Annotated in this window: 21 protein-coding genes and 3 pseudogenes; 9 read left to right on the plus strand and 15 right to left on the minus strand. The window is 48.0% G+C overall.

The window, feature by feature from the left end:
• Positions 1-117: 117 nt before the first annotated feature.
• The 3 genes from DWX76_RS11165 to DWX76_RS11175 form a co-directional block, all read right to left on the minus strand.
• Complete coding sequence (locus tag DWX76_RS11165; RefSeq protein WP_118570689.1) at positions 118-1,707, minus strand: sensor histidine kinase; 1,590 nt, start codon at positions 1,705-1,707, stop codon at positions 118-120.
• Between the two features lie 194 nt (positions 1,708-1,901).
• Positions 1,902-3,017, minus strand: a complete 1,116-nt coding sequence (locus DWX76_RS11170; protein WP_118570690.1) for a helix-turn-helix domain-containing protein — start codon at positions 3,015-3,017, stop codon at positions 1,902-1,904.
• Between the two features lie 111 nt (positions 3,018-3,128).
• Positions 3,129-3,962 (minus strand): carbon-nitrogen hydrolase family protein, encoded by an 834-nt coding sequence (locus DWX76_RS11175; protein ID WP_118570691.1) that lies wholly within the window; start codon positions 3,960-3,962, stop codon positions 3,129-3,131.
• 349 nt (positions 3,963-4,311) lie between these two features.
• Here DWX76_RS11175 and DWX76_RS11180 point away from each other — a divergent pair, with 349 nt between their 5' ends.
• The gene (locus DWX76_RS11180; protein WP_107000596.1) at positions 4,312-5,094 is read left to right on the plus strand and encodes an ABC transporter ATP-binding protein; all 783 of its coding nucleotides are present in this window, start codon (positions 4,312-4,314) and stop codon (positions 5,092-5,094) included.
• Positions 5,084-5,896 (plus strand): ABC transporter permease, encoded by an 813-nt coding sequence (locus tag DWX76_RS11185; protein WP_107000597.1) that lies wholly within the window; start codon positions 5,084-5,086, stop codon positions 5,894-5,896. Before DWX76_RS11180 ends, DWX76_RS11185 begins: the two co-directional genes overlap by 11 nt.
• Positions 5,897-6,023: 127 nt before the next feature.
• On the opposite strand, the pseudogene DWX76_RS11190 reads toward DWX76_RS11185, so the two are convergent.
• The 3 genes and pseudogenes from DWX76_RS11190 to DWX76_RS14555 form a co-directional block, all read right to left on the minus strand.
• A pseudogene (locus DWX76_RS11190) lies at positions 6,024-6,763 on the minus strand (YoaK family protein).
• A gap of 310 nt (positions 6,764-7,073) precedes the next feature.
• On the minus strand, positions 7,074-7,937 hold the full coding sequence (locus DWX76_RS14550) for an alanine:cation symporter family protein (protein ID WP_243022555.1): 864 nt from the start codon (positions 7,935-7,937) through the stop codon (positions 7,074-7,076).
• Between the two features lie 8 nt (positions 7,938-7,945).
• On the minus strand, positions 7,946-8,470 hold the full coding sequence (locus DWX76_RS14555) for an alanine:cation symporter family protein (protein ID WP_243022556.1): 525 nt from the start codon (positions 8,468-8,470) through the stop codon (positions 7,946-7,948).
• A 651-nt stretch (positions 8,471-9,121) separates the two neighbouring features.
• Between DWX76_RS14555 and DWX76_RS11200 the strand changes: the two genes are divergently transcribed.
• Positions 9,122-10,006: a LysR family transcriptional regulator gene (locus tag DWX76_RS11200; protein WP_181986224.1), complete on the plus strand. Its 885-nt coding sequence runs from the start codon at positions 9,122-9,124 to the stop codon at positions 10,004-10,006.
• A gap of 58 nt (positions 10,007-10,064) precedes the next feature.
• Positions 10,065-10,676 carry a LysR family transcriptional regulator gene (locus tag DWX76_RS11205; RefSeq protein ID WP_118570692.1) on the plus strand — a complete coding sequence of 204 codons (612 nt, stop codon included), beginning with the start codon at positions 10,065-10,067 and terminating at the stop codon, positions 10,674-10,676.
• A 394-nt stretch (positions 10,677-11,070) separates the two neighbouring features.
• Here the strand turns inward: DWX76_RS11205 and DWX76_RS11215 are convergent, their stop codons facing one another.
• Entirely contained in the window at positions 11,071-11,355 is a 285-nt protein-coding gene (locus DWX76_RS11215) for a helix-turn-helix domain-containing protein (protein ID WP_022360005.1), read from the minus strand.
• A gap of 314 nt (positions 11,356-11,669) precedes the next feature.
• Between DWX76_RS11215 and DWX76_RS11220 the strand changes: the two genes are divergently transcribed.
• The 5 genes from DWX76_RS11220 (at position 11,670) to DWX76_RS11240 (ending at position 17,606) form a co-directional block, all read left to right on the plus strand.
• Positions 11,670-12,992, plus strand: a complete 1,323-nt coding sequence (locus DWX76_RS11220) for a sodium-dependent transporter (RefSeq protein ID WP_107000612.1) — start codon at positions 11,670-11,672, stop codon at positions 12,990-12,992.
• Between the two features lie 555 nt (positions 12,993-13,547).
• Positions 13,548-14,573: a methionine ABC transporter ATP-binding protein gene (locus DWX76_RS11225; RefSeq protein ID WP_022360003.1), complete on the plus strand. Its 1,026-nt coding sequence runs from the start codon at positions 13,548-13,550 to the stop codon at positions 14,571-14,573.
• Entirely contained in the window at positions 14,570-15,238 is a 669-nt protein-coding gene (locus tag DWX76_RS11230) for a methionine ABC transporter permease (RefSeq protein WP_022360002.1), read from the plus strand. The genes DWX76_RS11225 and DWX76_RS11230 overlap by 4 nt, the downstream gene beginning before the upstream one ends.
• A gap of 74 nt (positions 15,239-15,312) precedes the next feature.
• Positions 15,313-16,218, plus strand: coding sequence for a MetQ/NlpA family ABC transporter substrate-binding protein (locus tag DWX76_RS11235; protein WP_118570694.1), 906 nt, complete (start codon positions 15,313-15,315; stop codon positions 16,216-16,218).
• A 47-nt stretch (positions 16,219-16,265) separates the two neighbouring features.
• Positions 16,266-17,606, plus strand: coding sequence for an amidohydrolase (locus DWX76_RS11240; RefSeq protein ID WP_118570695.1), 1,341 nt, complete (start codon positions 16,266-16,268; stop codon positions 17,604-17,606).
• Positions 17,607-17,637: 31 nt separating this feature from the next.
• Here the strand turns inward: DWX76_RS11240 and DWX76_RS11245 are convergent, their stop codons facing one another.
• The 8 genes and pseudogenes from DWX76_RS11245 to sfsA form a co-directional block, all read right to left on the minus strand.
• Positions 17,638-17,922: a hypothetical protein gene (locus DWX76_RS11245; RefSeq protein WP_333491310.1), complete on the minus strand. Its 285-nt coding sequence runs from the start codon at positions 17,920-17,922 to the stop codon at positions 17,638-17,640.
• Between the two features lie 104 nt (positions 17,923-18,026).
• Positions 18,027-18,416 (minus strand): annotated as a pseudogene (locus DWX76_RS11250) (translation elongation factor G); the annotation flags it as partial.
• 70 nt (positions 18,417-18,486) lie between these two features.
• The gene (locus tag DWX76_RS11255; RefSeq protein WP_233430205.1) at positions 18,487-19,257 is read right to left on the minus strand and encodes a TraX family protein; all 771 of its coding nucleotides are present in this window, start codon (positions 19,255-19,257) and stop codon (positions 18,487-18,489) included.
• A gap of 24 nt (positions 19,258-19,281) precedes the next feature.
• Positions 19,282-19,782 (minus strand): flavodoxin family protein BilS, encoded by a 501-nt coding sequence (gene bilS, locus DWX76_RS11260; RefSeq protein WP_107000621.1) that lies wholly within the window; start codon positions 19,780-19,782, stop codon positions 19,282-19,284.
• A 67-nt stretch (positions 19,783-19,849) separates the two neighbouring features.
• Positions 19,850-20,764: a hypothetical protein gene (locus tag DWX76_RS11265; protein WP_243022557.1), complete on the minus strand. Its 915-nt coding sequence runs from the start codon at positions 20,762-20,764 to the stop codon at positions 19,850-19,852.
• Positions 20,765-20,902: 138 nt separating this feature from the next.
• Positions 20,903-21,333: pseudogene (locus tag DWX76_RS11270) on the minus strand (N-acetyltransferase).
• A gap of 55 nt (positions 21,334-21,388) precedes the next feature.
• Positions 21,389-21,979 (minus strand): nitroreductase family protein, encoded by a 591-nt coding sequence (locus tag DWX76_RS11275; protein ID WP_118570696.1) that lies wholly within the window; start codon positions 21,977-21,979, stop codon positions 21,389-21,391.
• 29 nt (positions 21,980-22,008) lie between these two features.
• Positions 22,009-22,683 (minus strand): DNA/RNA nuclease SfsA, encoded by a 675-nt coding sequence (gene sfsA / locus DWX76_RS11280; RefSeq protein ID WP_118570697.1) that lies wholly within the window; start codon positions 22,681-22,683, stop codon positions 22,009-22,011.
• Positions 22,684-23,012 lie beyond the last annotated feature (329 nt).

Consider the following 23,012-nt stretch of genomic DNA (forward strand, 5'->3'; position numbering starts at 1 on the left):
CCGCATCATGGATACGGGGCATCTTTGGAAAAAGGTATATTATTTTTTTGCGATGTTTGTCGTTTTCTGTGTTTTTCCGGGTATGTCTTTAAAAAATTACAATTTTTTTCGAAAAAGTTATGATTTTTTTTGATTTCCCAAATAAACCTTAAAGCAGGTGCCGATATTCTTTTCAGATTCAACCAGGATCTCAGCCTGATCGCCATAATACATCTGAATCCGCTGTGCCACATTATGTAACCCAAATCCGCCGCTGCCGATCGGGGCAAGTTCCTCTTCCGGCTCCAGTGTCAGCTTGGCGCGCACGGCGGCAAGCTCCGCCTCATCCATGCCAATCCCATCGTCCTCCACCTCAAAGACAAGCCCATTCCGATCCTCATAGCCGCGGAGCACAATGCATCCGCCGCCGCGCTTATTTTTGATACCGTGGTAGAGGGCATTTTCCACCAGCGGCTGCAGCAGCATTTTCAGCACAATCCGGTGCCGGATGGACGGCTCGATCTCGATCGAATAGTCGAGAATGTCCTCGTACCGGATCTTCTGAATCTTTAAATAGCTCCGGATGTGTGATTCTTCCTCCTCGATCGTGATGAAATCGCGCCCGCCCGATAAAACCGTGCGAAAAAAGTCGCTTAAATCCGTCGTCATCTCCACGACCTGGCGGTTGTTGCCGCCCTCTGCCATCCATACGATCGAATCAAGTGTATTATAGAGGAAATGGGGACTGATCTGCTCCTGGTGGAGGCGCAGCTCCAGCTCCCGCAGGTTCTTCTGCTCCTGCCTCGTCTTATCAAGCAGCCGCCGGATGCGGTCGCTCATCTGGTTAAACGCCCGTGCCAGCACGTTGATCTCTTCCAGTCCGCCCGTTCTCGCCCTCGCATTCAGGTTCCCGCGACCGAGCTGTTCTGCCGTCCTCTGTAACTGCTGCAGCGGTTCCGTGATGGATTTCGTGATCGTGACTGCCAGAAACATACCGACCACCAGCACCACCAGAAGAAGCGCCAGATAGCTCTGCATCTGATCCGCCATCTGCACCTTCAGCTCTTTCTGAAGCTGCTCCATGTTGATCATCTCATAATAGGTATACTGCGTGATGTAATCCTGAATCATCGAGCACAGACCCTGGATGTCATTCTCCCAGATATTGACATTTTCATCGTAATATCCACCGGCGGCGGCATTTCCAATCATTTTATCCACTGCCCGCTCCAGGGAATCCAGACAGGAGAGGATACCCCTTATCTTGATATCACAGTCCGACCCCGGTTCCCGCTCGATCGCCGTTCCGAACGCCTGTCTCGCCGACGCAATCAGGCTGTGGGGATTCTTGACCACCGTCGCATACTTCGTCTCGCCCTCAACAATATCTCCATTTTCGAACTGTTCCGCGTCAATCAGCCCGATCATAACACGGTACATCGAATACTCCATATCCGATTTGAACTTTATGTTGTACTCATTCGCCGTCTTTAGATTCGCCAGAATCGCGTCATAGGAAGCAGAATAGGAAGCGATCATCTTCTGGAATCCGAGCGCCATGCCTGTCAATGGAATGGCAATCACGAAAAGGAGAAGGATCAGACGGGCGCGGAGAGAAAGAGGGCGATATGGACGGGCAACAGATAATGAATCAGCGCCCGGATCCTGATTTTTGTTTACCTCTGCCATCCCTTCTGTTTTTCCAATCTGCCCCTGCTCCACTCCCATATCTTTCCTCCCTTTTTGAACACCTATGTACTTTCGGAATCTTTCTGTGCATGATTTTGTGAGATGATTTTTTGTCAGTTGTGCCCAAATTTCTGAGGCGTACGCGGTGCGTACGTTGATGAAATTCGGGTGCGGCTGGCGGAAAATCAGCCACAAAAGCAAGTGCAGAAAGACTCCGAGAGTACATACCTTCCTTACTCCTGCCGCGTCTGGCTCGCCTTATACTCTTTTGGCGACTGCCCCATCGCTTTTTTGAACGCCGCGCTGAAATAGTGTGAATCGTTGTATCCCACCTGCTCCCCGATCTCAGACGTCCGGTAGGAGGTGCATTTCAAAAGTTCACATGCCCGTTCCATCCGCACCTGCGTCAGATACTCCACAAAGGACTGCCCCGTCTCCTGCTTGAAAATCGAACTGAAATAGCTCGGACTGACGCCAATGTGCGCGGCAATCCGGTTCAGCGACAGGTCGCTCTGGCTGAAATTTGCCCGGATATATTCCTTTGCATCCCGAATCACGCTGCCATAACGGTCGTTCGATGCCCGGTCACGCGCCTGCAGGGCAACCGTAAACTCATCGATCAGATAGGCTTTCGTCATCTCCACGCTCTCGATCACCTTCGGAACCCGTTTTATGTCAACCGCACTTTCCGGAACCTCCGGCGACTCCGCTTTCAATTTCTTCAAAAACTCCTGCACACAGTAAAAAATATCCATCGTCATATACTGACGCAGCAAGAGCGATTTGTAATTATGTTCACCGATCGCTGCAAAATACTCCTCGACAAACGGACTGCACTCTTCGACTGAGCCGAGCTTTAAAAAATCGTTGATAAGCTTCCGGTCAACGCCGCTATAATCCGTTTTGTCCAGAAATTCCGTATATTTTTCGTAGCTGACAAAATACCTCTCCAGAAGCTTTGATTTTTCCCGCTCTTCCCGGATCTCGTCCGCCGCCTTTTTCAACGCATCGATGAGTCCCGCCGAGGATACCGGTTTCAGCAGATAATCGCTGATTCCTATCTTGATCGCCTCTTTTGCATATTCAAATTCATTATAGCCGCTGAGCACGATGATCCGCGTGCGCGGAAGCGCCTTTTTCACCAGGCGACTCAGCTCCAGCCCGTCCATAAACGGCATCTTGATATCCGTCACCAGAATATCCGGCTGTGCCTTCAATATCAGCGGATACGCGTACTCGCCGTCGCCCGCCTCCCCCGCAAATTCAAATCCGTGGCTTGCCCAGTCAATATTATCCCGGATACCGCGCCGAATAATCGCCTCATCCTCTACCAGAAACACCTTTACCATGGTTTTCCCCCCTGGACTCCATTTTTCTCTATCCTTTTTATCCATTTGCCCGAATACACCCGTTTTTCATTTCCGTCCACCGCCATTTTGCCGGCTGAAAATATTCACGCCTTACTTCTTCTCACTCACCTCATACAAATCACTCCGCCGGTTTTCCAACGACGGAATCTGTTTCCGTATCTTATCCAGATAATCTAAATCAATCTCCGCATAGGTGATCCCCGGTGCATCCTTTGACCGTGCAATTACCGTTCCCCACGGATCTGCCACCAGGCTGTTGCCGTATGCTGCATACGCCGGTTTCTGTCCAATCTGTCCCGCTGCCACAATGTAACAGCCGTTCTCGATCGCCCGTGCCCGCAGAAGGACCTCCCAGTGATCCTTTCCCGTCGGCATCGTAAAGCTGGCTGGAACAAAGATAACCTGCGCCCCGCGAAGCGCCATGAGCCGGTAAATCTCCGGAAAACGCACATCATAGCAGATCGACATTCCCAAAACACCCAGATCCGTCTCCACCGTCACAATCGAATCGCCCGGTTTAACCCGGTCCGACTCCCGGTACGGCGTGCCGTCCGCCAGCGTGATGTCAAACATATGCAGTTTGCTGTACGTCGCCAGAATCTTCCCCTCCGGCGAAATCAGCACACTCGTATTTGCCGATCGCTTTTCCCCCGGAAGTGCCTGCGTGATACTGCCCCCGTGAATATAGATGCCGTGTTCCTTCGCTTTCGCGCAGAGGCGCTCGGTCGTGTACCCTGGAATCTCCTCGCGTCCGCCACCTTCACCGATATTTTTCCCGATCAGATTCATCACCTCCGGGAAACAAATAAGCTTCGCTCCCCTTGCCGCCGCCTCGTCAATCCAGGCGCATGCCGTCTCCAGATTTTTCCCTTTATCATTCTGCGTATCCATCTGCATCAATGCCACTGTATATCTGCGTATCATAAATACCCCCTGTATCCTGCCTATAAGCGCTTCCTCTCCACAGTTACCTGTATTTTTATTATACCATCTATTTTCCACACGGGTCAACCAAGGCAAGGCGCTTCTCACACAACCTGTAATCCGGCTGTTACTGGGCACGTATGCGTGTCCAGTAACGGAATTTGCCGTGGCTTCGCATTTCAATACGGCAAATTCCTGCTGCCATCACGTTTTCTTACGGCACTTTCGGTTCCAAAAGTGCCTACCCGTATACAGTAACCCGGCTTTTCACTTCCGCATATTATTAAAGTAAGGATGTTTCAAGGAGCGTAACTGTCCCACTGATACACAGTTACCCAGGTATTTGCTTATGCCGCCCATTCTGGAAGTTTCCGGGCTTTCCTACTCCTACCACACGATATCCGGGGAGACGAAAGCCCTTTCTGATATATCATTTCAGGTAGAAACCGGCGAATTTATCGCCATTGTCGGACCGTCCGGCTGTGGAAAATCCACGCTGCTCTCCTTAATCAGCGGGCTCCTGCCGCCGGAAGAAGGTTCCATTCTTATAAATGGGGTTCCGCTCTCGAAAAGCCAGTGCCGCATCGGTTATATGCTGCAAAGCGACCAGCTTTTCGAGTGGAGGACGATCATCCAGAATGCTGCCCTCGGGCTGGAAATCCAGAAAAAAATGGATCATGCCGCGGAAGACCGCCTCCACCGGCTCTTAAAAATCTACGGACTGGAACAATTTGAGCATTCCCGCCCCTCCGAACTATCCGGTGGAATGCGCCAGCGCGCCGCCCTGATCCGGACACTGGCGCTGGAACCGGAGCTTCTGCTTCTCGACGAACCATTTTCGGCGCTCGATTATCAGACACGCTTAACCGTCTGCGACGATATCAGCACCATCATCCGGGAGAGCCGCAAAACAGCGATTCTGATCACCCACGACCTCTCCGAAGCCGTGAGTGCCGCCGACCGCATCCTGGTTCTGACTAAACGCCCCGGAACCATCTGCCGCATCCTGCCGGTTACTTTCCCGCTGTCCGCTAACCGACCGCTGGAACGCCGGAATGATCCGGCTTTTTCTCTTTATTTCAATGAACTATGGAAGACACTGCAAGGGGAGGGCAAAAAGTATGAAATGTAAGAAAGAATCCACCGCTCAGAAAGCCTACCTCCGCCGCCAGCTCCATCGGCGCCGTCTGGTTCTCTTCTGCCGGATTTTCTTATTCGTTTTCTTTTTAATATGCTGGGAAATGAGCGCCCGGCTGGGGCTCATCGACGCGTTTATTTTTAGTTCCCCGTCACGCACCGTGCGCTGTTTCCTGCGGATGATGCAGGACAAAAGCATCCTCATCCACACCGGCGTGACGCTCTATGAAACGCTGATCAGCTTTACACTGGTCATCCTCTGCGGGCTGATCGGCGCGGTTCTCCTCTGGTCGAGCCGGAATCTTTCAGAGATTCTGGAGCCGTATCTCGTCATGCTCAACAGTCTGCCGAAATCCGCCCTCGCCCCGATTCTCATCGTCTGGCTTGGGAGCAACATCCGCACGATCATCGTTGCCTCCATCTCGGTCGCTGTCTTCGGCTCGATCCTGACACTCCACAACGGATTTTCCTCGATGGATCCCGACCAGATCAAATTAATCCGGTCCCTCGGAGGAAACCGGATTCATATTTTAACCAAAGTCCTGCTGCCAGGCTCAATCCCGCTGATTCTCGCCAACATGAAGGTCAACATCGGTCTCTGCCTGGTTGGCGTCATCATCGGTGAATTTCTCGCTGCCAAACAGGGACTCGGATATCTGATCATCTACGGCTCACAGGTATTCCAGATGGATATGGTTGTGATGAGTATTATTCTTTTATGTATTATGTCTGCGGCGCTATATCAGGGAGTAGGAATACTGGGAAAATTTCTACAGCAGCAATATCACCAGCATTAAATCTGTCCACTGCTTCACGTTTGCTGTTCTTAAACGCCTGCATTTTTCCGCATCCTGTTCCCGCCGAAGCCTGTTTCCTGCCGCTTTTCTTTCCCTCATCCTGTAGAAAACTTGCAGGGAACAGACTTTACAGCTTCTGCTCCTTCTCCAGCTTCTCTGCTTCTTCCATCTCCTCTGCCGCCTCGACTGCCGTCTCCTCTGGAGTCTCGCTTTCAAGCGGAGCCGTACCGACCGCGATAAAGGTTCTCGCAGCCGCCAATGGCAGAAAGCCTACATAGGCGCTGTAGATGCCGAACTGACCGACCGCCCACGCTCCGAGTACCACGCCCAGGAAAAAGCTGATGACCGTATAGGTATAAAGAATTGCTTTTCTCTTAAATTCCTTATCCTTTGTCAGACCGTACTGCAGCCAGCCAAGCACCGACTGTTTGAAGTTGTTCGTCATAAAGATCGTCGCACTGTTAAATCCGTCGGCACCGGAATAGACGCCCCACTGAAATGCGGATGCAAAGAAAATCGGATAAATTCCGACCAGCGCTGGTTCAAGCGGCAGCTCGATGCCAGTGCCAGTGCAGCCGCATCCACCCAGAGGGCAAGTTTCCGCATGTTTATTTTCGTAAAGTTCGTGAGCAGATATGCGGATGCCACGCCCAGTCCAAACAGCACCAGCGCAGCCAGACGCAGAAGGACGTTAAACCATTCCATCGATACCAGTTCCGCTCCCATCTCCATCAGGTTGCCTGTCTGAGCAGAGCCAAAGTTTCCGGCATGAAGCAAAATCGCATAGGCTCCGAGAAATCCCCCGACCAGGGATATATTCCAATGAAGGATCGCATCCAGGCGATCCCGAATCACTTTCTGTACCATACCATTACCGCCTTTCGCGGTTGATTGTATCGCGCGGCGGCTGGATCGTCAATGACAATTTACAAAAAATTACCATTTCTATCATAGACATTATCTATATAATAGCAAAAAAACAGCCCCTGCCACACGACAGGGACTGCCTTTTATATTAGACTCTAGGAGTTAAGCTCTATATCTAATAATATGTAACGATTCACATTCGATTATTTATCTTCTGCGATACGTTTTTTGTTGATGTCTTTCCACATCTCAACGTCTACGCCCTTCCAGCAAAGCTTATCCGGGTTGTAGTACGGGTCTTTCTTTGCTTTCATCTGCTCTTCGTAGTCTTTGTACAGTGCAAATACCTCGGAGACAGAAGCAGTACAACTAACATGTTGATCCATGTAGATCCACCAAGTGCAAGGTCGGAAAGATTCCAAGCCAGACCGGAATCGATATTGCCCCAGATGAAGATAAGGATAGGCATAACAATCTGCATAATTCTGATAACTACTTTACGGGTAGCTGCTTTATCATCGCCCTGGAACAGGTAAAGAACCGAAGTCTCGCCCTCATAATAGTAGCTGATTAAGCATGTAAAGGAGAACAGAGCCAGCATGATAGCAATGAACAGAGGAGCAATACTTCCCATAACGGTGCTGCAAGCATTCTGAACGAAAATAACGCCATATGTTCCATCTGCTGCTAACTGAGCCATCTGATCGTGCATTGCACCGGTACCACCGATGTAACCAAACTGTGTATTGTAGCATCCGCTTAAGAGCATCATCAGACCAGAAGCGGTACATACGATAACGGTATCCAGCCAAACACCAGCTGCATTTGCCATACCCTGTTTAATCGGGTGGCTGGTCTCTGCTGCTGCTGCGGTCGGCATGGACTCACCCATACCAGATGCAGATGAGAATGTGCCTCGTTTAACACCCTGCTGGATAGCGATACCAACGCCGCCGCCCAGAAGAGCTTCTTTGGAACCAAATGCACAGGATACAACCTGAGCGATAACGCTCGGAATCTGACCTGCGTTTGCGATTAAGATAACAACGGTTGCAATCAGGTAAATGCCTACCATCGGCGGAACCAGCATAGATGCTACAGAACTGATTCGTTTAACACCACCCATAACTACAACTGCCATAGCCAGTGCGATAACCAGAGCCGAAATCCACATCGGAATACCTAAAGCGTTCTTAAATCCATCGCAGATGTAAAGGTAGCTGCTGCCGGCATGAATAATACAACGCCCAGTCCGAAGAATGCTGCATAGAAGGTACCATAAGCTTTCCAGCCAAGACCTCTCTCAGCACAGTAAGCGCCGCCGCTTCGATACTGACCATCGATACGGTTCTTATAAAGTACGGATAATGTACACTCAGTAAAGCAAACAGCAGAGTTTGTCATACCAGCGATGATCATCCAGAAGAGTGCGCCAGGTCCGCCCATGTAAAGAGCTACGGCTACACCGGCTACGTTACCGGTACCAACACGCATCGCCATGGTTGTACAGAAGGATGCGAATGAAGAAATACCGGATTCAGACTCCGACTTGTCAATGATTCGGCTCCACATATCTTTAAAATGAACAAACTGGAAAAAGCCGAGACGGATTGTAAAGTATAAACCACTACCAACAATCAGAACTAACATTCCAACGCCCCAAATGGGTCCGTTCAACATACTGACGATGTTGTTAATTGCTTCCATATAAAGTTCCCCCTTTATTTGATGTAGTGCCGCGCGCTGGCTAAGCAAGTTTTTCAATTCGCTCAAAAAACTTCTTGCTTTTGAAAAAATTATATCACTAAAGTGAAATTTGTTCAACAAAATTATTTGAATTTATTATGCAGAGTTTTCATGATATAGCATAGAATCATGAATCCCTCTGTTTTTTTCATGAAATAAATTGCACTTTTTCGAGCGTCAATTAGTATAAATGCACAAGATATCATGATATTTTGTCTACAACTGCGCCATTTTCCGTTAGACTCCCGTTCAGAATTTTGTCCATTTTCTTTCGGAGTTTCATGAATTTTGTTTACCATTTGTTTATTTTTTAACTTTTTGTGTGTTTCATTTAGATGAATTTTTTATGTTGTATTTGAGATCGTGGGCATATTTCTATCTTTTTCTCCCATTTCTTTCACGAATATGATATACTAGGGACACTTGGCAGAGCCATCGGAATGAATGTCCGCCGCACACGCACCCATGTAATCCGCCCGGATATTCCGTATGAATCAGATTCGTATTCTACATAATTCTTACAAATCTTCTCATCCTCCTTTGGTATCTGTCAGCTCTGTACATTTTATGAATCAGACCGAACGCTTATTACGAAAATGGAGGGAGTATTTTTTGGATCTCAAAGATATGCGGCTTTTTTTAGCCATTGCAGAAGAAAATAACCTGACGCGTGCCGCCCAGAAAAACGGTTACACACAGTCGGCGGCAAGCCATATGCTGCGAAATATTGAAACAGAACTCGGGTTTTCCCTGTTTTCGCGTTCCCAGAGAGGACTTGCCCTGACGCGGAACGGCGAGGCACTGCTTTCCCCGATCCGGCGGACGCTGGCAGCGGCGGAATATTTTGATCAGACAGCTGCCTCCATCCGGGGTGTCCAGACCGGGCACATCCGGATCGGCGCTTACTTAAGCGCTTCCGTCCAATGGCTGCCGCCCGCCCTCAAAAAGTTTCTTACCGATTACCCGGATATGACCGTGGAAGTGCTGGAGGGGTGTTCACAGGAGATTGAAGGATGGCTGGAAAATGGCTCCATCGATTTCGGCATCGTCGGTCCCCACCCGGACGGAAAGATGGACTGGCTTCCCCTGAAAAAAGAGCCCTACCTGGCTGTCTGCGCGAACGATTCCCCTTATGCAGAATATGAGCGCTTTGACTTAAAAGATCTCCCCAAGGTTTCTTATATAGAAGAAAAAGGTGAAAATGACCTGCTGCGTCAGTTCCAGCAGCTCGGCATTACACCGCCAAAGCCGTCGTTTACCTCGCAGAACACCTACTCCATGCTCGCGATGGTCAGCCACAACCTGGGGGTCTGCATCCTGCCAGAGCTGGTCGTCCGCGATATTTCTAAAAATGTTGTCCGGCTGCCACTCAATCCGCCGATGGAGCGCGTGCTCGGCGTCCGGATTCCGTCAGCAAAAAAAGCGTCCCCAGCTGCCAGCCTGCTAATCGCGCAGCTGCAGCGGACAGTGTTTGAGTTGGAAGGACCACTTTTATAGTCAGATGCTTTTTAGAAACTTAAGATGAAAGTTTTGGGAAAAGAGGAGTCATTCGAATATGAATTTTCAATCAATGGAATATTTTGCCGCGGTTGCGAAAAACCGCAGCTTCACTAGGGCCGCCGATGCGCTGCATATTACCCAGCAGACATTAAGCGCCCATATCGCCGGAATCGAGCGGGAGCTTGGATGTCCGCTCCTAATCCGTCACATCCCGCTGGAGCTTACCTATGCGGGGGAGGTATTTCTGCGCTATGCAACGGAATTTAATACAAAATATGACTGTATGCTTCACGAATTTGGCGATATTTTAAATAACCAGACAGGAAAACTGCGGATCGGCATCGCATTCACGCGCGGACACGCCATCATGCCGGAGCTGATCGCCGCCTTTCAAAAGGAATATCCCGGCGTGGATGTGGAACTCATCGAATCTTCCAACGATGTGCTGCAAAAATACCTGCTGGACGGCACAATTGATCTGGCGATCGCCAATTTTCAGTTCGCATTCCCGGCATCATTCTGCGGGATTTCTATGAGGAAGAGATGGTTCTCATCGTCTCCACTGCCCTGCTGCAGAACATTTACGGCAAACAGACCGAAGCCATTATCCAGGAAGTCAGCCGCCATCACCGCTACTCCCTTCTGGCTCCATGTCCGTTTCTCCTAAACCGTGAACATGATCTAGTCGGACGCATCGGGCGGAATATCCTCGCGACAGACAACTTCGTCCCCTCGGTTCATGCCTGCTCTGACAACATCGCTACCCTGCTTGCCCTCTGCGCGATGGGAAAAGGTGCCTGCATCAGCCCAAAAAACCTCGCATTTTCTATTCTCAGCAAGGAACAGCTGGATACACTCCATGTCTTTACGCTCGGGAAAGAAGCGCGGTACCCGATCAAATTTGCGTGGCTGGAACAGAGCTATGAGTGGAATATGATTTCACGGTTTATTGAATCGTCGCTGAAATGCACTCATTAAAAACAGGGGAGACAGCCTCACACACACCGCTGTCTCCCCTGTTTATTCCCCAAATGGTCCCTGTGCGCCTCGGCGCACGCCTCTTATTCATCTACCAATGTAATCTGTACCCGTTTCCCCATCGCCGCTGCGATCTTTACCATAAAATCCAGCGACGGATTGTAGCTGCCGCTCTCGAAGCGGGTGATATTCGGCTGGGAAATCCCCGCCTTTCTGCCAAGCTCCGTTTGTGTCATGCCGTTTAACTTACGATTCTGCTTAAATCCCTCGATCGTCGCCTCCCGCGCCTCCTGCTGCCAGCGCTCCATCCACTGTCTGTATTCCGCATCCGTCTGAAACGTCTCCGGAATCCTGTTTGCGTTTTTCATTGTGCTACCTTCTCCTTTTCGAATCTGCTCTGCCGCGGCGCCACCCTCCCAAAGCCCGCCGCTGCCGTCCTCTATAGAATACCATCTTTCCACCCTATAAATCAAGGTATTTCCCTGTAACGGTTCACCGGCAGTTACTTTAGATCGCCTTTTCCCCTAAAACATACGATTCGCGCGCTCTGCCACTTGAAAGCAATGCCTCTCTTCTGGTATAATAGATGGACTTATGCAAACATCTGCCTGACCGCTTCCAATCGGCGGACTTCTAGATATTTGCGGCAAATCTTATATAATGTTTGAGGAGTTACAATTTCATGGAAAAAAGAGAATCTTTCAACAGTAAGTGGGGCTTCATCCTCGCCTGTATCGGCTCGGCGGTCGGTATGGGAAATCTCTGGATGTTTCCCACCCGCGTCTCCCTGTACGGCGGTGGCTCGTTCCTGATCCCGTACTTTATCTTCGTCGCCCTGATCGGCTCCACGGGTGTCATCGGGGAAATGTGCCTGGGACGCGGCACCCGCTCCGGTCCAATCGACGCGTTCGGCGCTGCCTGCGAGACACGCGGCAGGCGCAAACTGGGTGACGCGCTCGGTTTCATCCCGGCAGCCGGTTCCCTCGCGATGGCGATCGGCTATACCGTCGTCATGGGCTGGATCCTAAAATATGCCATCGGAGCCTTTACCGGTGCCACGCTTGCCCCGGCCGACACAGACGGTTTTGCCTCTGCTTTCGGCTCTATGGCGTCCGCATTTGGAAACAATGGCTGGCAGCTTGCCGCCCTCTTCTTCTGCATTCTGATTCTGATGTTCGGCGTCGGAAGCGGAATCGAGAACGCCAACAAGCTGATGATGCCGGTATTCTTCATCCTGTTTGTCTTTTTAGGCATCTACGTAGCATTCCAGCCGGGTGCGATGCAGGGTTACCGCTACATTTTCCGCATCGATCCTGAGATCCTCGCAGACCCAAAAACATGGATTTTCGCACTGGGGCAGGCATTTTTCTCCCTGTCCGTCGCCGGAAATGGAACCTTAATCTACGGTTCCTACCTCTCCGATGAGGAAAACATCCCGGCATCCGCCGCGCGGGTTGCCCTGTTTGATACGATCGCCGCGATTCTCGCCGCCCTCGTCATCATCCCGGCAATGGCAACCACCGGCGCAAAACTTGATCAGGGTGGTCCGGGACTTCTCTTCATCTACCTCCCGAACCTCATCCGCTCAATGCCGGGCGGTACGTTGATCGCGATTATTTTCTTCGTAGCCGTTCTCTTCGCCGGGATGACCTCCCTGCTCAATCTCTACGAAGCACCGATCGCCACCGTCCAGGAAAAACTCCACCTCGGCCGCGTCCCTGCCTGCGCAGTTATCGGTATCATCGGAGCTGCCGTCTCCCTGTTAATCCAGGGCATCGTCTCCGACTGGATGGACGTTCTCTCCATCTACATCTGCCCTCTCGGTGCCGGACTCGCCGGAATCATGTTCTTCTGGGTATTCGGAAAAGACTATGCAGAAACGCAGGTCAACAAAGGTCGCGAAAAGAATTTTACAAAATGGTTTGTACCGGTGTGCCGCTATATTTATATTCCGGTATGTGCGCTGGTATTAATATTAGGCATCGCATTGGGCGGTATTGGATGATATGAAAAAGAATGTGCCTTGGCACATTCTCGCGGAGCGTTTTTTATTTCATAGGACACAATTTCCTATGAAATAAAAAATGATTGACAAATCTCATTTCCGCGCTATAATAAGAGCTATCATTTAAAACCCACAAAACAAGTAGGAAATATATTTTTATAATCGTTTATGAATTTTAAGGAAAGGAGGAAACCATCATGAGAACATCTTATTCAGTTATGTCTGCTATGTGTTGTTGTATGGAGTGTATGTGCTGCTGTTGCTGTGACACTCTTACTTTTGTTGTGCAGACAGATAACTGGATGATATCTTCATGAGGTTTTTCTCATCTTGCTTTCACTGGAAAGTGATAGATACAATCCAATTTAGGAGGTCTGGACAACCAGACCTCCTTTTTTGTACCCATTTATATTTCAGTATGCAAAATTGAATATTTATATTGCATCCAGATATATCATTCGTATAAAAAAACGCGACACATACAGAAGTCATTTTTCAGGAATTATCCCTTAAAAATGTGCTTCCCCAGATAAACAAAGTTAAAGGAGACCAGAAATGATTCGATTTGAACATTTAAGTAAAACATTCCAGACGAAAGACGGTGCATTTGAAGCACTGAAGGATGTGTCCTTCGAAATCGAAAAGGGCGATATCTACGGCGTCATCGGTTACAGCGGTGCCGGAAAATCCACCCTGATCCGAATGGTAAACGCCCTGGAAAGACCGACTTCCGGAAAGATTTTCGTTGAAGATAAGGACATTGGAAGCCTGAGTGCAAAAGAGCTTCGCAGCCTCCGAAAAGGAATCGGAATGATTTTCCAGCAGTTCAACCTCCTGGAATCCAAGACAATTTACGACAACGTCGCGATTGCCCTGAAACTAAACGGCACCCCCAAAAAAGACATCGAAACGCGTGTGAATGAGCTGCTGGAGTTCGTCGAACTTTCCGATAAGAAGTCCTACTATCCGGGACAGCTCTCCGGCGGACAGAAACAGCGCGTCGGTATCGCAAGGGCACTTGCAAATAATCCGTCGATTCTTCTCTGCGATGAGGCGACCAGCGCCCTCGACCCGAAAACGACCGATTCCATTCTCGATTTGCTAAAGAAGATTAATGAAACTCTTCATATTACAATTGTGATTATCACACATGAGATGAATGTCATCCAGAAAATCTGTAATAAAGTCGCCGTCATGGATTTCGGTAAAGTCGTAGAAACGGGCTCTGTCATTCAGGTTTTCTCAGACCCGCAGTCCGATATCGCCAAACGGTTTGTCGGCAATCTCATCCACGACGTTATTCCGGAACCGCTCGTCGAGAGCATCCGCCGAGAAACGCGGAACAGCCGCCTGCTCCGCATCAAGCTGGAAAATACAGACAGCACCGAGCCGCTTCTCTGGGATATCAACCGGCGGTTTGAGGTGGAAACCAACATTCTCTACTCCACCATCAACGTTATTCAGGGCATTGTTGTCGGCATCATGCTCGTTCTCTTCATCGGAAGCGACGAGGAAATCAAAAAAGCCGAGCGCTACATTCTCGAATCAAACGAAGAATATAAGGAGGTTGTATTACCATGATTCAGCAGTATTTAGGCATTTCGCCGGACAAACTCATCAAGGCCGGTTGGGAAACCCTGTATATGGTCGGTTTTTCCCTGATTATCGGTTCCATCGTCGGATTTTTCATCGCCATTGTCTTATGGCTGACCCGCAAAGGCGGGCTCAAGGAAAATCCATTGCTTTACACGATTTTAAACGGTTTCATCAACATCATCCGAAGCACACCGTTTATCATCCTTCTGGTATGTGTAATGCCCTTTACGAAAATCATCGTCGGCACCCGGATCGGTACCAGGGCGGCTATCGTGCCATTAGTTATCTATACCGCCCCATTTTTAGCAAGACTTCTTGAGACATCGCTTCTGGAAGTCGGCGGCGGCATCATCGAGGCAGCCCAGTCGATGGGAGCGACCACGTTCCAGATTATCGTTCATTTTGTGCTTCCAGAAGCATTTGCTTCGGTTATCCTGGCTCTGACAACCGGCACCATCGCCCTCATCGGAGCAACTGCGATGGCCGGCTACATCGGAGGCGGCGGCATCGGAAACATCGCCCTGACCTACGGCTATCAGACCTTTAACTTCCCGCTGATGTTTGCGACCGTTTTCATCCTGATTGCATTTGTCTGGATCATCCAGAGTCTGGGAAACCGGCTGTCACAAAAGAGACGGACACATCAGTAAACCAAATTATATCATAAAAGCTATTAAATTATTTTATATACAAAATAACAAAACGAAAAAAGGAGAACCCCATTATGAAAAACGTAAAAGCCTATGTAAGAACCACACTGACCGCCGGTCTGATCCTCGCAGCTGCTGTTCTGGGAGGCTGCTCAAAGAGTGATGCTGGAAGCTCCGCTGCTGATACTGCAGCTGCTTCTTCCGGCGCCGAATCTGCTGCTTCCGCCGATGCTTCCAATTCTAATAAGAAGGAGCTCAAATACGGAAAAGCTGCCGGTCCGTACACTGTCTTATTTGAGGATGCCATCAAACCAATTCTGGAAAAAGAGGGCTATACACTCACCGAGGTTGATTTCTCTGACCTTCTCCAGAATGACCTTGCTTTAAATGACGGCGAAATTGATTTCAATGTAGAGCAGCATACCGCTTATGCCGAAAATTTCGACGAAGCCCAGAAGGGTAACCTGGTCCCGATTTCCCCGATTCCTACCGTTCCGGCTGCCATCTTTTCTGCCACCGAAACCTCTCTGGACGCCATTCAAGACGGTGCCAAAGTAGCCGTTCCAGACGATGCCGCCAACACAGCCCGCGCTTATGTACTCTTACAGAAAGCCGGATGGATCACCTTAAACCCGGATGTGGATCTCTCCACTGTCACCCAGGCAGACATCACGGAAAACCCTTACAACATCGAATTTACCGAAATGAACTCCACCAATATTCCAGCTGTTTTAGATGACTTTGATTATGCGGTTATCACCGGAAGTATTGTATACAATGCAGGAATCGATCCATCCACTGCCCTTCTTCAGGAAGACATTCTGCCGCATCTGATTCTGCAGGTCGTTGTAAAAGAGGAAAATAAAGATGCTCAGTGGGCAAAAGATATCGTTGCTGCTTACCACTCCGATGAATTCAAAGAATATTTAGACAAGAATAACAATGGTTTATGGTTTGTTCCGGAGGAACTGTTTAACTAATAGGAAACAGCATCGGAAGGCACCAGCAGGAAACAGGAGGATTTCACATGGCTCTCATTTTAGATAAAACCGAACAGAAAATTGTCGATATCATAGACGCACACCGCAACGAGATCATCGCATTCGCCAAAGATATCTACACCCATGCAGAGCTGGGTTATAAAGAATACAGAACTGCAGAAAAATTTGCTTCTTTCATGAAAAATCTGGGTCTTGAGACAAAGGAAGGACTGGCTGTCACCGGTGTCAAAGCCTACTTAAATGAAGAAGAAAAAACGAATGTAAGTCTGGCTCTCATCGGGGAACTGGATGCGCTCCGCATCCCGGAACATAAATATGCCAATCCGGAGACTCAGGGAGCTCACTGCTGCGGACATCATGCCCAGCTGGCCGGTGTCATCGGTGCAGCCCTGGCTCTGACTCATGCAGATGTAAAAAAAGAACTGGACGGACAGGTTGTATTCTTCGCCGTACCGGCAGAGGAATATGGTGAGATTGAATTTAAAAACTCCCTGACCGCCCAGGGAAAAATCAAATACGGCGGCGGAAAATGTGAACTCATCCGCATCGGTGCTTTTGATGATATCGACCTGGATATCGTCCACCACACCGGAGACAAGGATATCAGTATTGGTTCTCACTCCAACAACGGTTTCGTCTCCAAGGTCATTCGTTATAAGGGACTGGCTGCCCACGCAGCCGGTGCCCCGCATCTGGGAGTCAATGCATTAAATGCAGCCTCCCTCGGACTTTCCGCCCTGGCTTACCAGCGTGAAACCTTCCGGGATGATGACCATGTCCGGATTCATCCCATTATCACAAAAGGCGGTAATCTCGTCAATGTAGTACCAGATGAGGTGGTAATCGAAACTCTGGTACGTGCCGCCAACAAGGATGCCATCGCAGATGCTGCTGCCAAAACGGACCGTGCCTTCAAAGCCGGTGCCATCGCCGTCGGTGCTGCCTGCGAAATCACCACTATGCCCGGATATCTTCCGGCTCTGAGTGAAAAAGCCGATGAATCAGTCCTGGCAGCCGCTGAGATTGCCGCACAAACCAGTGAAAACGATTACCAGATCGTCCAGGAAGATACCCACGCCTACAGCGGCGGTTCCACCGATGTGGGGGATGTACAGCATCTGCAGCCGGTCCTTACCTTCAACACCGGCGGTAAGGTAAGCGGTCTCCACTCCGTTGATTTCGATATCGTAGACGATGAGCTTGCCTATGTGGTCACTGCAAAAATCTTCGCCCTCTCCGCTTACCGCCTGCTTCGGTACGGGGCTGTGAAAGCAAAAGAGATTGTAGCGAATTATCAGCCCATCTTTACCAAAGAGGAGTATATCAAATATATGGATTCCTTTATCAAGACGGAGACGTATCAGTAAGATAACAGAAAAGAAGGACGGGAGGTACTTTTTACAGCACCTTCCGTCCATTTACAGTCAACTTAAAGGTCGTTCCCAGTATCTCCGCCGACTTCCGGCAAAGCATCATTCTTCCCAGGAAAATCTCAAAATAATCATACATGGAACATATCTTTTCATCTACCTGAAGATTCAGGGCAATAACTAAACGATCCTTTTCAATCTTAAGTTTGGACTCTGTTACCGCATAATTCACACGGTCGTGGATATCAAAAGCGGCTCTCTCTTTTTCACGAACACGGCTTCTTCGCACATCCGTCTTATCAGCGATAATCAAAGCTGCGGATATTACATCCTCCGGACTTCCGGTGGACTCATCATGGTTGCCGATGGCCGATATAATCGTAATCCGGTCATCCGGCGGCGTCCATTGGAAGAGCCAAGACAGCTTTCCAGGTGCATATAATCCTTTACTTCGTCCCAATTTACCACAAATCCGGCTCCGTGGGAACAGAAGACCGAGCCGCTTGGGTTTGCCAAATCCGCATCCGGATCATAACCGGCTGCTTCGATGACCTCTTCCTCATTATGGCAGGGTCCATATCCATCTAGGGATGAAACCGGTGCACGACCGGTAAGTATCGCCTGTCCATCCTCCAGAACCGGTCCTTCAAAAACCGCAAACCGGCGTTCCAGATCCGTCATTGCACGTCCTACCATCTTGTCCGGTATCGTCAGATGAAATGCATAAAATGGCTCCAAAAGCATCGAATGTGCCTGCATCAGGCCATGACGGATAGCCCGGTAAACCGACTGACGGAAATCACCGCCATTCAAGGTATTCACAGGCAATTTTACTACCTGTTATGATACCATGAATGGCGGGAATTGTAAAATTTTATCATCGGTTGATGAAATTCAGTACCACCACAAGCAGCAGCATATGAACTGGATAAAATGCATAACAGAGATACTGGAATGGTTTACTGTGGTAGCCCTGTCTGCCGCGGTACAGCCAGATGGGGATCAATGCCAGAAGCGCAAGCCCCTGCTGGCACAGTTCAAATTCCATGCCAAAGAGCTGAACCGGATACATCAGACCGCCCAGCAGTTCCACATTCAGCCAGTATAGGGCAGCCAGCTGTCCCAAGAAGCACCACCATTTCCGCCCATGGAGGAAATAGAACACAAATACCGTCAGAACACCGACCCCGTAGTAATCCACCATGCAAAGAGTTCCCAGTACCAGACCTGCCAGCACAACCAAAACGCACACCAGCAGATACATCCAGGTTTTTCCTTTTTTCCGTACCTGTTCCATAAGCCAGACACCTAAAAGGCCCAACAGGAATGTCCAGAGGACATTCTGGTGAACTGGATAAAACCAGGTACCGCCGTACATCAAATCAAAGGGAATTTCTGAAAGCACTGCAAACAGCAGCATCCGAAGGATGTACTTTTTAAAGCTTCTGGTGTGGAAGTAGCCCTCCACCGCCATAAAAGCGAAGATAGGAAATGCCACTCTTCCGGCACAGGTAAGCCACTCCCTAGCAGGAAGAAGCGTCGCCCAAAGGTGATCCATCAGCATAAGCGTCATGGCGATGATATGCAGTGCCGCCGCACTGATATCAAAACGTTTCAAGGTGGATTCATTGATTCTGTTTGTCAACACAAATTTACTCCTTTGGGTCTATTTTTATGATAAAACGATATTTCTAAGCTTATCTAAGTCATCCTTATCCGGATGTGAAAGCGCCCGTTCAAAATTTTCAATCAGAACATCCAGATTCGCCGGATACTCCGGCTGTTCCTTCAGCTTTACATAGTGATCTCTCACTGCCATCGGCATTTTACCCTGGCACATATATTCACCAATTACCGTGTTACTGGAATCTATCGACTGTTTCACATTTGTAAGGATCCTCCGGTAATAGGCCTCATCGACACCAAAACCAGCAGTTCCAAACAGGAAAATCTTTTTATTTCTCAAGGACGCAAGGAGTTTAAGGGAATCTCCGTCTGCATTTCCCTTATCGGTCCAGAAGCCAACATAAAGAACCTCCGAAGATGGTTCCTCCCCCTTCGCTTCTCCAAAATAATCACATGTTTCCGCTGGCAGCACCTCGTGAATCTGATCGGCCAGCTTTCTTGTATTTCCAGTTAAACTGCTGAATATAATTGAATATCTTTTTTCCATATCTTGTCTCCTGCCGTATGTATTTCTATTTCACCACGTTAAGGAGTTACCTTACCCTATCTTTATATCAAAACATGCCCGGCAGTTTCGCCGCCAGGAATAATCCAGCACCAAATGAGATCAGATTGGCCACAAAGGAATACAGGATATAATATGCATCCTCCTTTTTCTTTTCTGATAGCCTCTTAAGAATTGTGCAATACAACACTGCCTCCAGAGCAAATACAATCAGCTCAAAAAGTACATAGAAAAATGTAAATGCAAGAGGACCGGAATTATAATTAATCACATTGAGCAGCACATTTAAGATAATCTGCGTAATAATGTTGACAACAGCCAGAATCAACAGCTGTTTTTTCTGTCTGAAACCAAACAGCAGCGCCACCATCATTTCGATTAAAATAGTAAGGACGATCCTTGCTCCAAGAGCCAGCATCTCCTGCCGGTAATTATACGAACGGTAAGCCTCAATCCGCTCATTGGTACTCAAATCATCATTGTATTCCACCGAACCGATATCCACACCATCCATATCCACTGTATAATACGTATCAAATGCATAACGAGCATAAATTCCACTGGATACAAAGGTTTCCGTTTCCGGATAATACAGAAGAATCTTAAAATCACCCGGCGGATAATAGGTCCATGCAAGCTCTTTGCTTTCACTTACCTTCCAGCTCCGCTGCAGAAAATAGTATCCATCCGGATCCTTGTAATTCACAAAGATCTCCCAGATACCGGGATCCATGTACTCTTTCTGGGCACTCTCCGTTCTTCCATCCCAGGCACTTGCCGGACCAGTAGATTTCTCCTTCGACAGCAAAGTTCCATAACAGAGCTCATCCCCCATATGCTCAAACTGAATCCGAACAGAGGCCTTCGGTCCCATATCGGCATTGGCTGTCATCGGAAATGCTGAAACTGCCATTATCATACACAAAAGCATTATAAAAACAAGACTGTATTTTCTATTTTTCATATCGAAAGCCTCCCTTCAGATATTTTTATTCTGGTGAAGAATCTCTTCGGTATTCTTGCTGCAAAATACTACATCCGATGGGAATCATCTTCCATCTTGTAAACAAACAGGCGGTTCATCCCCTCCTGCCATGGGTATTCAAATTCCAGACGATTCCCAATTCATCACATATTCTTTTTCTCTTGTGAATTCGTCCATCTCTTCACTCTGAATAGTAAATCCTTCTCGTTGATAAAAAGACATTGCCCTGACATTCTTCTGGTATACCTTTAACTGTAATCTGTCTTTTTTATCCTTGATGTAATCCAACAATATTTTACCTATGCCACGTGACTGCATTTCGTCAGAAACAAAAATACCTTCTATGTATTCATCATTTATTCCTATAAAGCCTTGAATCATTTTATCATCTTCATACACATAGACCTCCGCCTGTGGCAGCAATTCCTTCACAAATTCATAATTACTTATCCAGTATTGTTCGGAAATAAAAAAATGTGCCTTCAGATTGGTCTTCAACCATATGTCAGCAACTCTGTTATATCTGCCTTCTGCAACTTTCTAATCATAACGATTATTCTCCATCCAACCTGATTATAACACAATTAACTCATTACGATTTACCTATCTGTACTCAATAATTTCTTCGAAAGGTTTCCTTGGTCTTTTAGCCGGAGCTTCATTGGCAAAGCCAATCGCAACAATTCCTGTCAACTGGCTGTCTGTTCCGATAAAATCCATCAGCTCATTATAGGCAAAACAAGTATTGGCAATCCATAAGGTACCCAATCCATATCCCGTTGCTGTCAGAATCATATTTTCAATCGCCGCACCTATGGACAGTGAATCACATATTTCAACAATTCGCTTTTCATTTTCAATGCTTGCAAATGGAGTATGCTGGTTGGTATTAAGCACTGCTATAAGGCATGGGGCCTCCTGCATGATTCTAACGGTATTCTCAGCATCCGGTATGGCAAATGCCCATTCCGGCATAAGTTCATGGGTCATTTTTTCTGAATTTATACCATGACGCATGACATCAACCAGTTTATCTTTTTCTTTCCCCTGATATACAATAAATTTCCAAGGCTGCCTGTTTTTAGCAGATGGTGCAAGGGAAGCACTGTATATGATCTCGTCAATTAACTTCCTTTCGATCTCATCTGACTTATATTTTCTTATACTTCTTCTATTCTCAATTTCACGTATCATAGATTTCTCTCTCCTTTAGAACCTTGCCCTCAAGACTCATCTTCTCCTATGATTTCCAACCCATCCATCCCAACATGACATTTCAGGAAAAGCACCTCAACACCTGCTGCCTTTGCCTCGTGAAGTGCAGCGCCAAATTCGGGATGCGTTTCCGTATTCGGCCTGACTTCACTGATGCCTTCCATTTGAATCACAAATGCTATCAAACATTTATATCCTTGTCCGCACGCAGCTGCAAGTTCCCTTAAATGCTTAACTCCTCTTTCCGTCGGGGCATCTGGAAAATATCCAACTCCGTCTATCTCAAGGGTGCAGCCTTTGACTTCCATTAGATATTTTTGCTTTCCTTTTTCCATATAGAAATCCATCCGGCTATTTCCAAAGGTATACTCTGGTTTAATACAATCATACCCCTGTGTCATCAGCCATTCTTTTACCACTTTATTCGGTGCCTGAGAATCAATGTTAACCCATTTTTTATTCTTCTTAACTGCAATCAAATCATAGCGAGTCTTTCGATTTGGATTCTTTTCTATGCAATCTTCCAAAATCACTTCCGCCCCCCGCAGCAGTAATTCACGACAACGTCCCGTATTCTTTACATGAACCGATTCTACCTCTTCCGAGCCATCAATCTTTACCCGCGCAATAAAACGATTGGGACGTTCTATGAAAATTGCTTTCACTATCTTATCATATTTCATGTGGCGTTTCCTATTATATGTACTGAAACATTCATTTTACACGATTGGATTCACTGACAGCGTCCTGTGCTTTGCAGTATAATAATCACAATCAATTCGAATAACAGTGAACTACTCGGTAACTAAGTTACCAGAGCATCTGAAATCTGGCGTGATACCGCCTTTTTTCAGGGTGCGTCCATGACACCACTACTGCTTACCTTTCGGCTATACAGCTACTTTTATTATTTCTGGATTCTTTAGTCCGGTTACGGACAGTTCTTTCTGTTTTCCGGATACGGAAAGATATTTACGCAGGATATTAAATGCTCCTACTGCATCCGCATTAT

Origin of the sequence: Clostridium sp. AF21-20LB (assembly GCF_003478795.1) — a bacterium.
Lineage (GTDB): Bacteria > Bacillota > Clostridia > Lachnospirales > Lachnospiraceae > Otoolea > Otoolea fessa.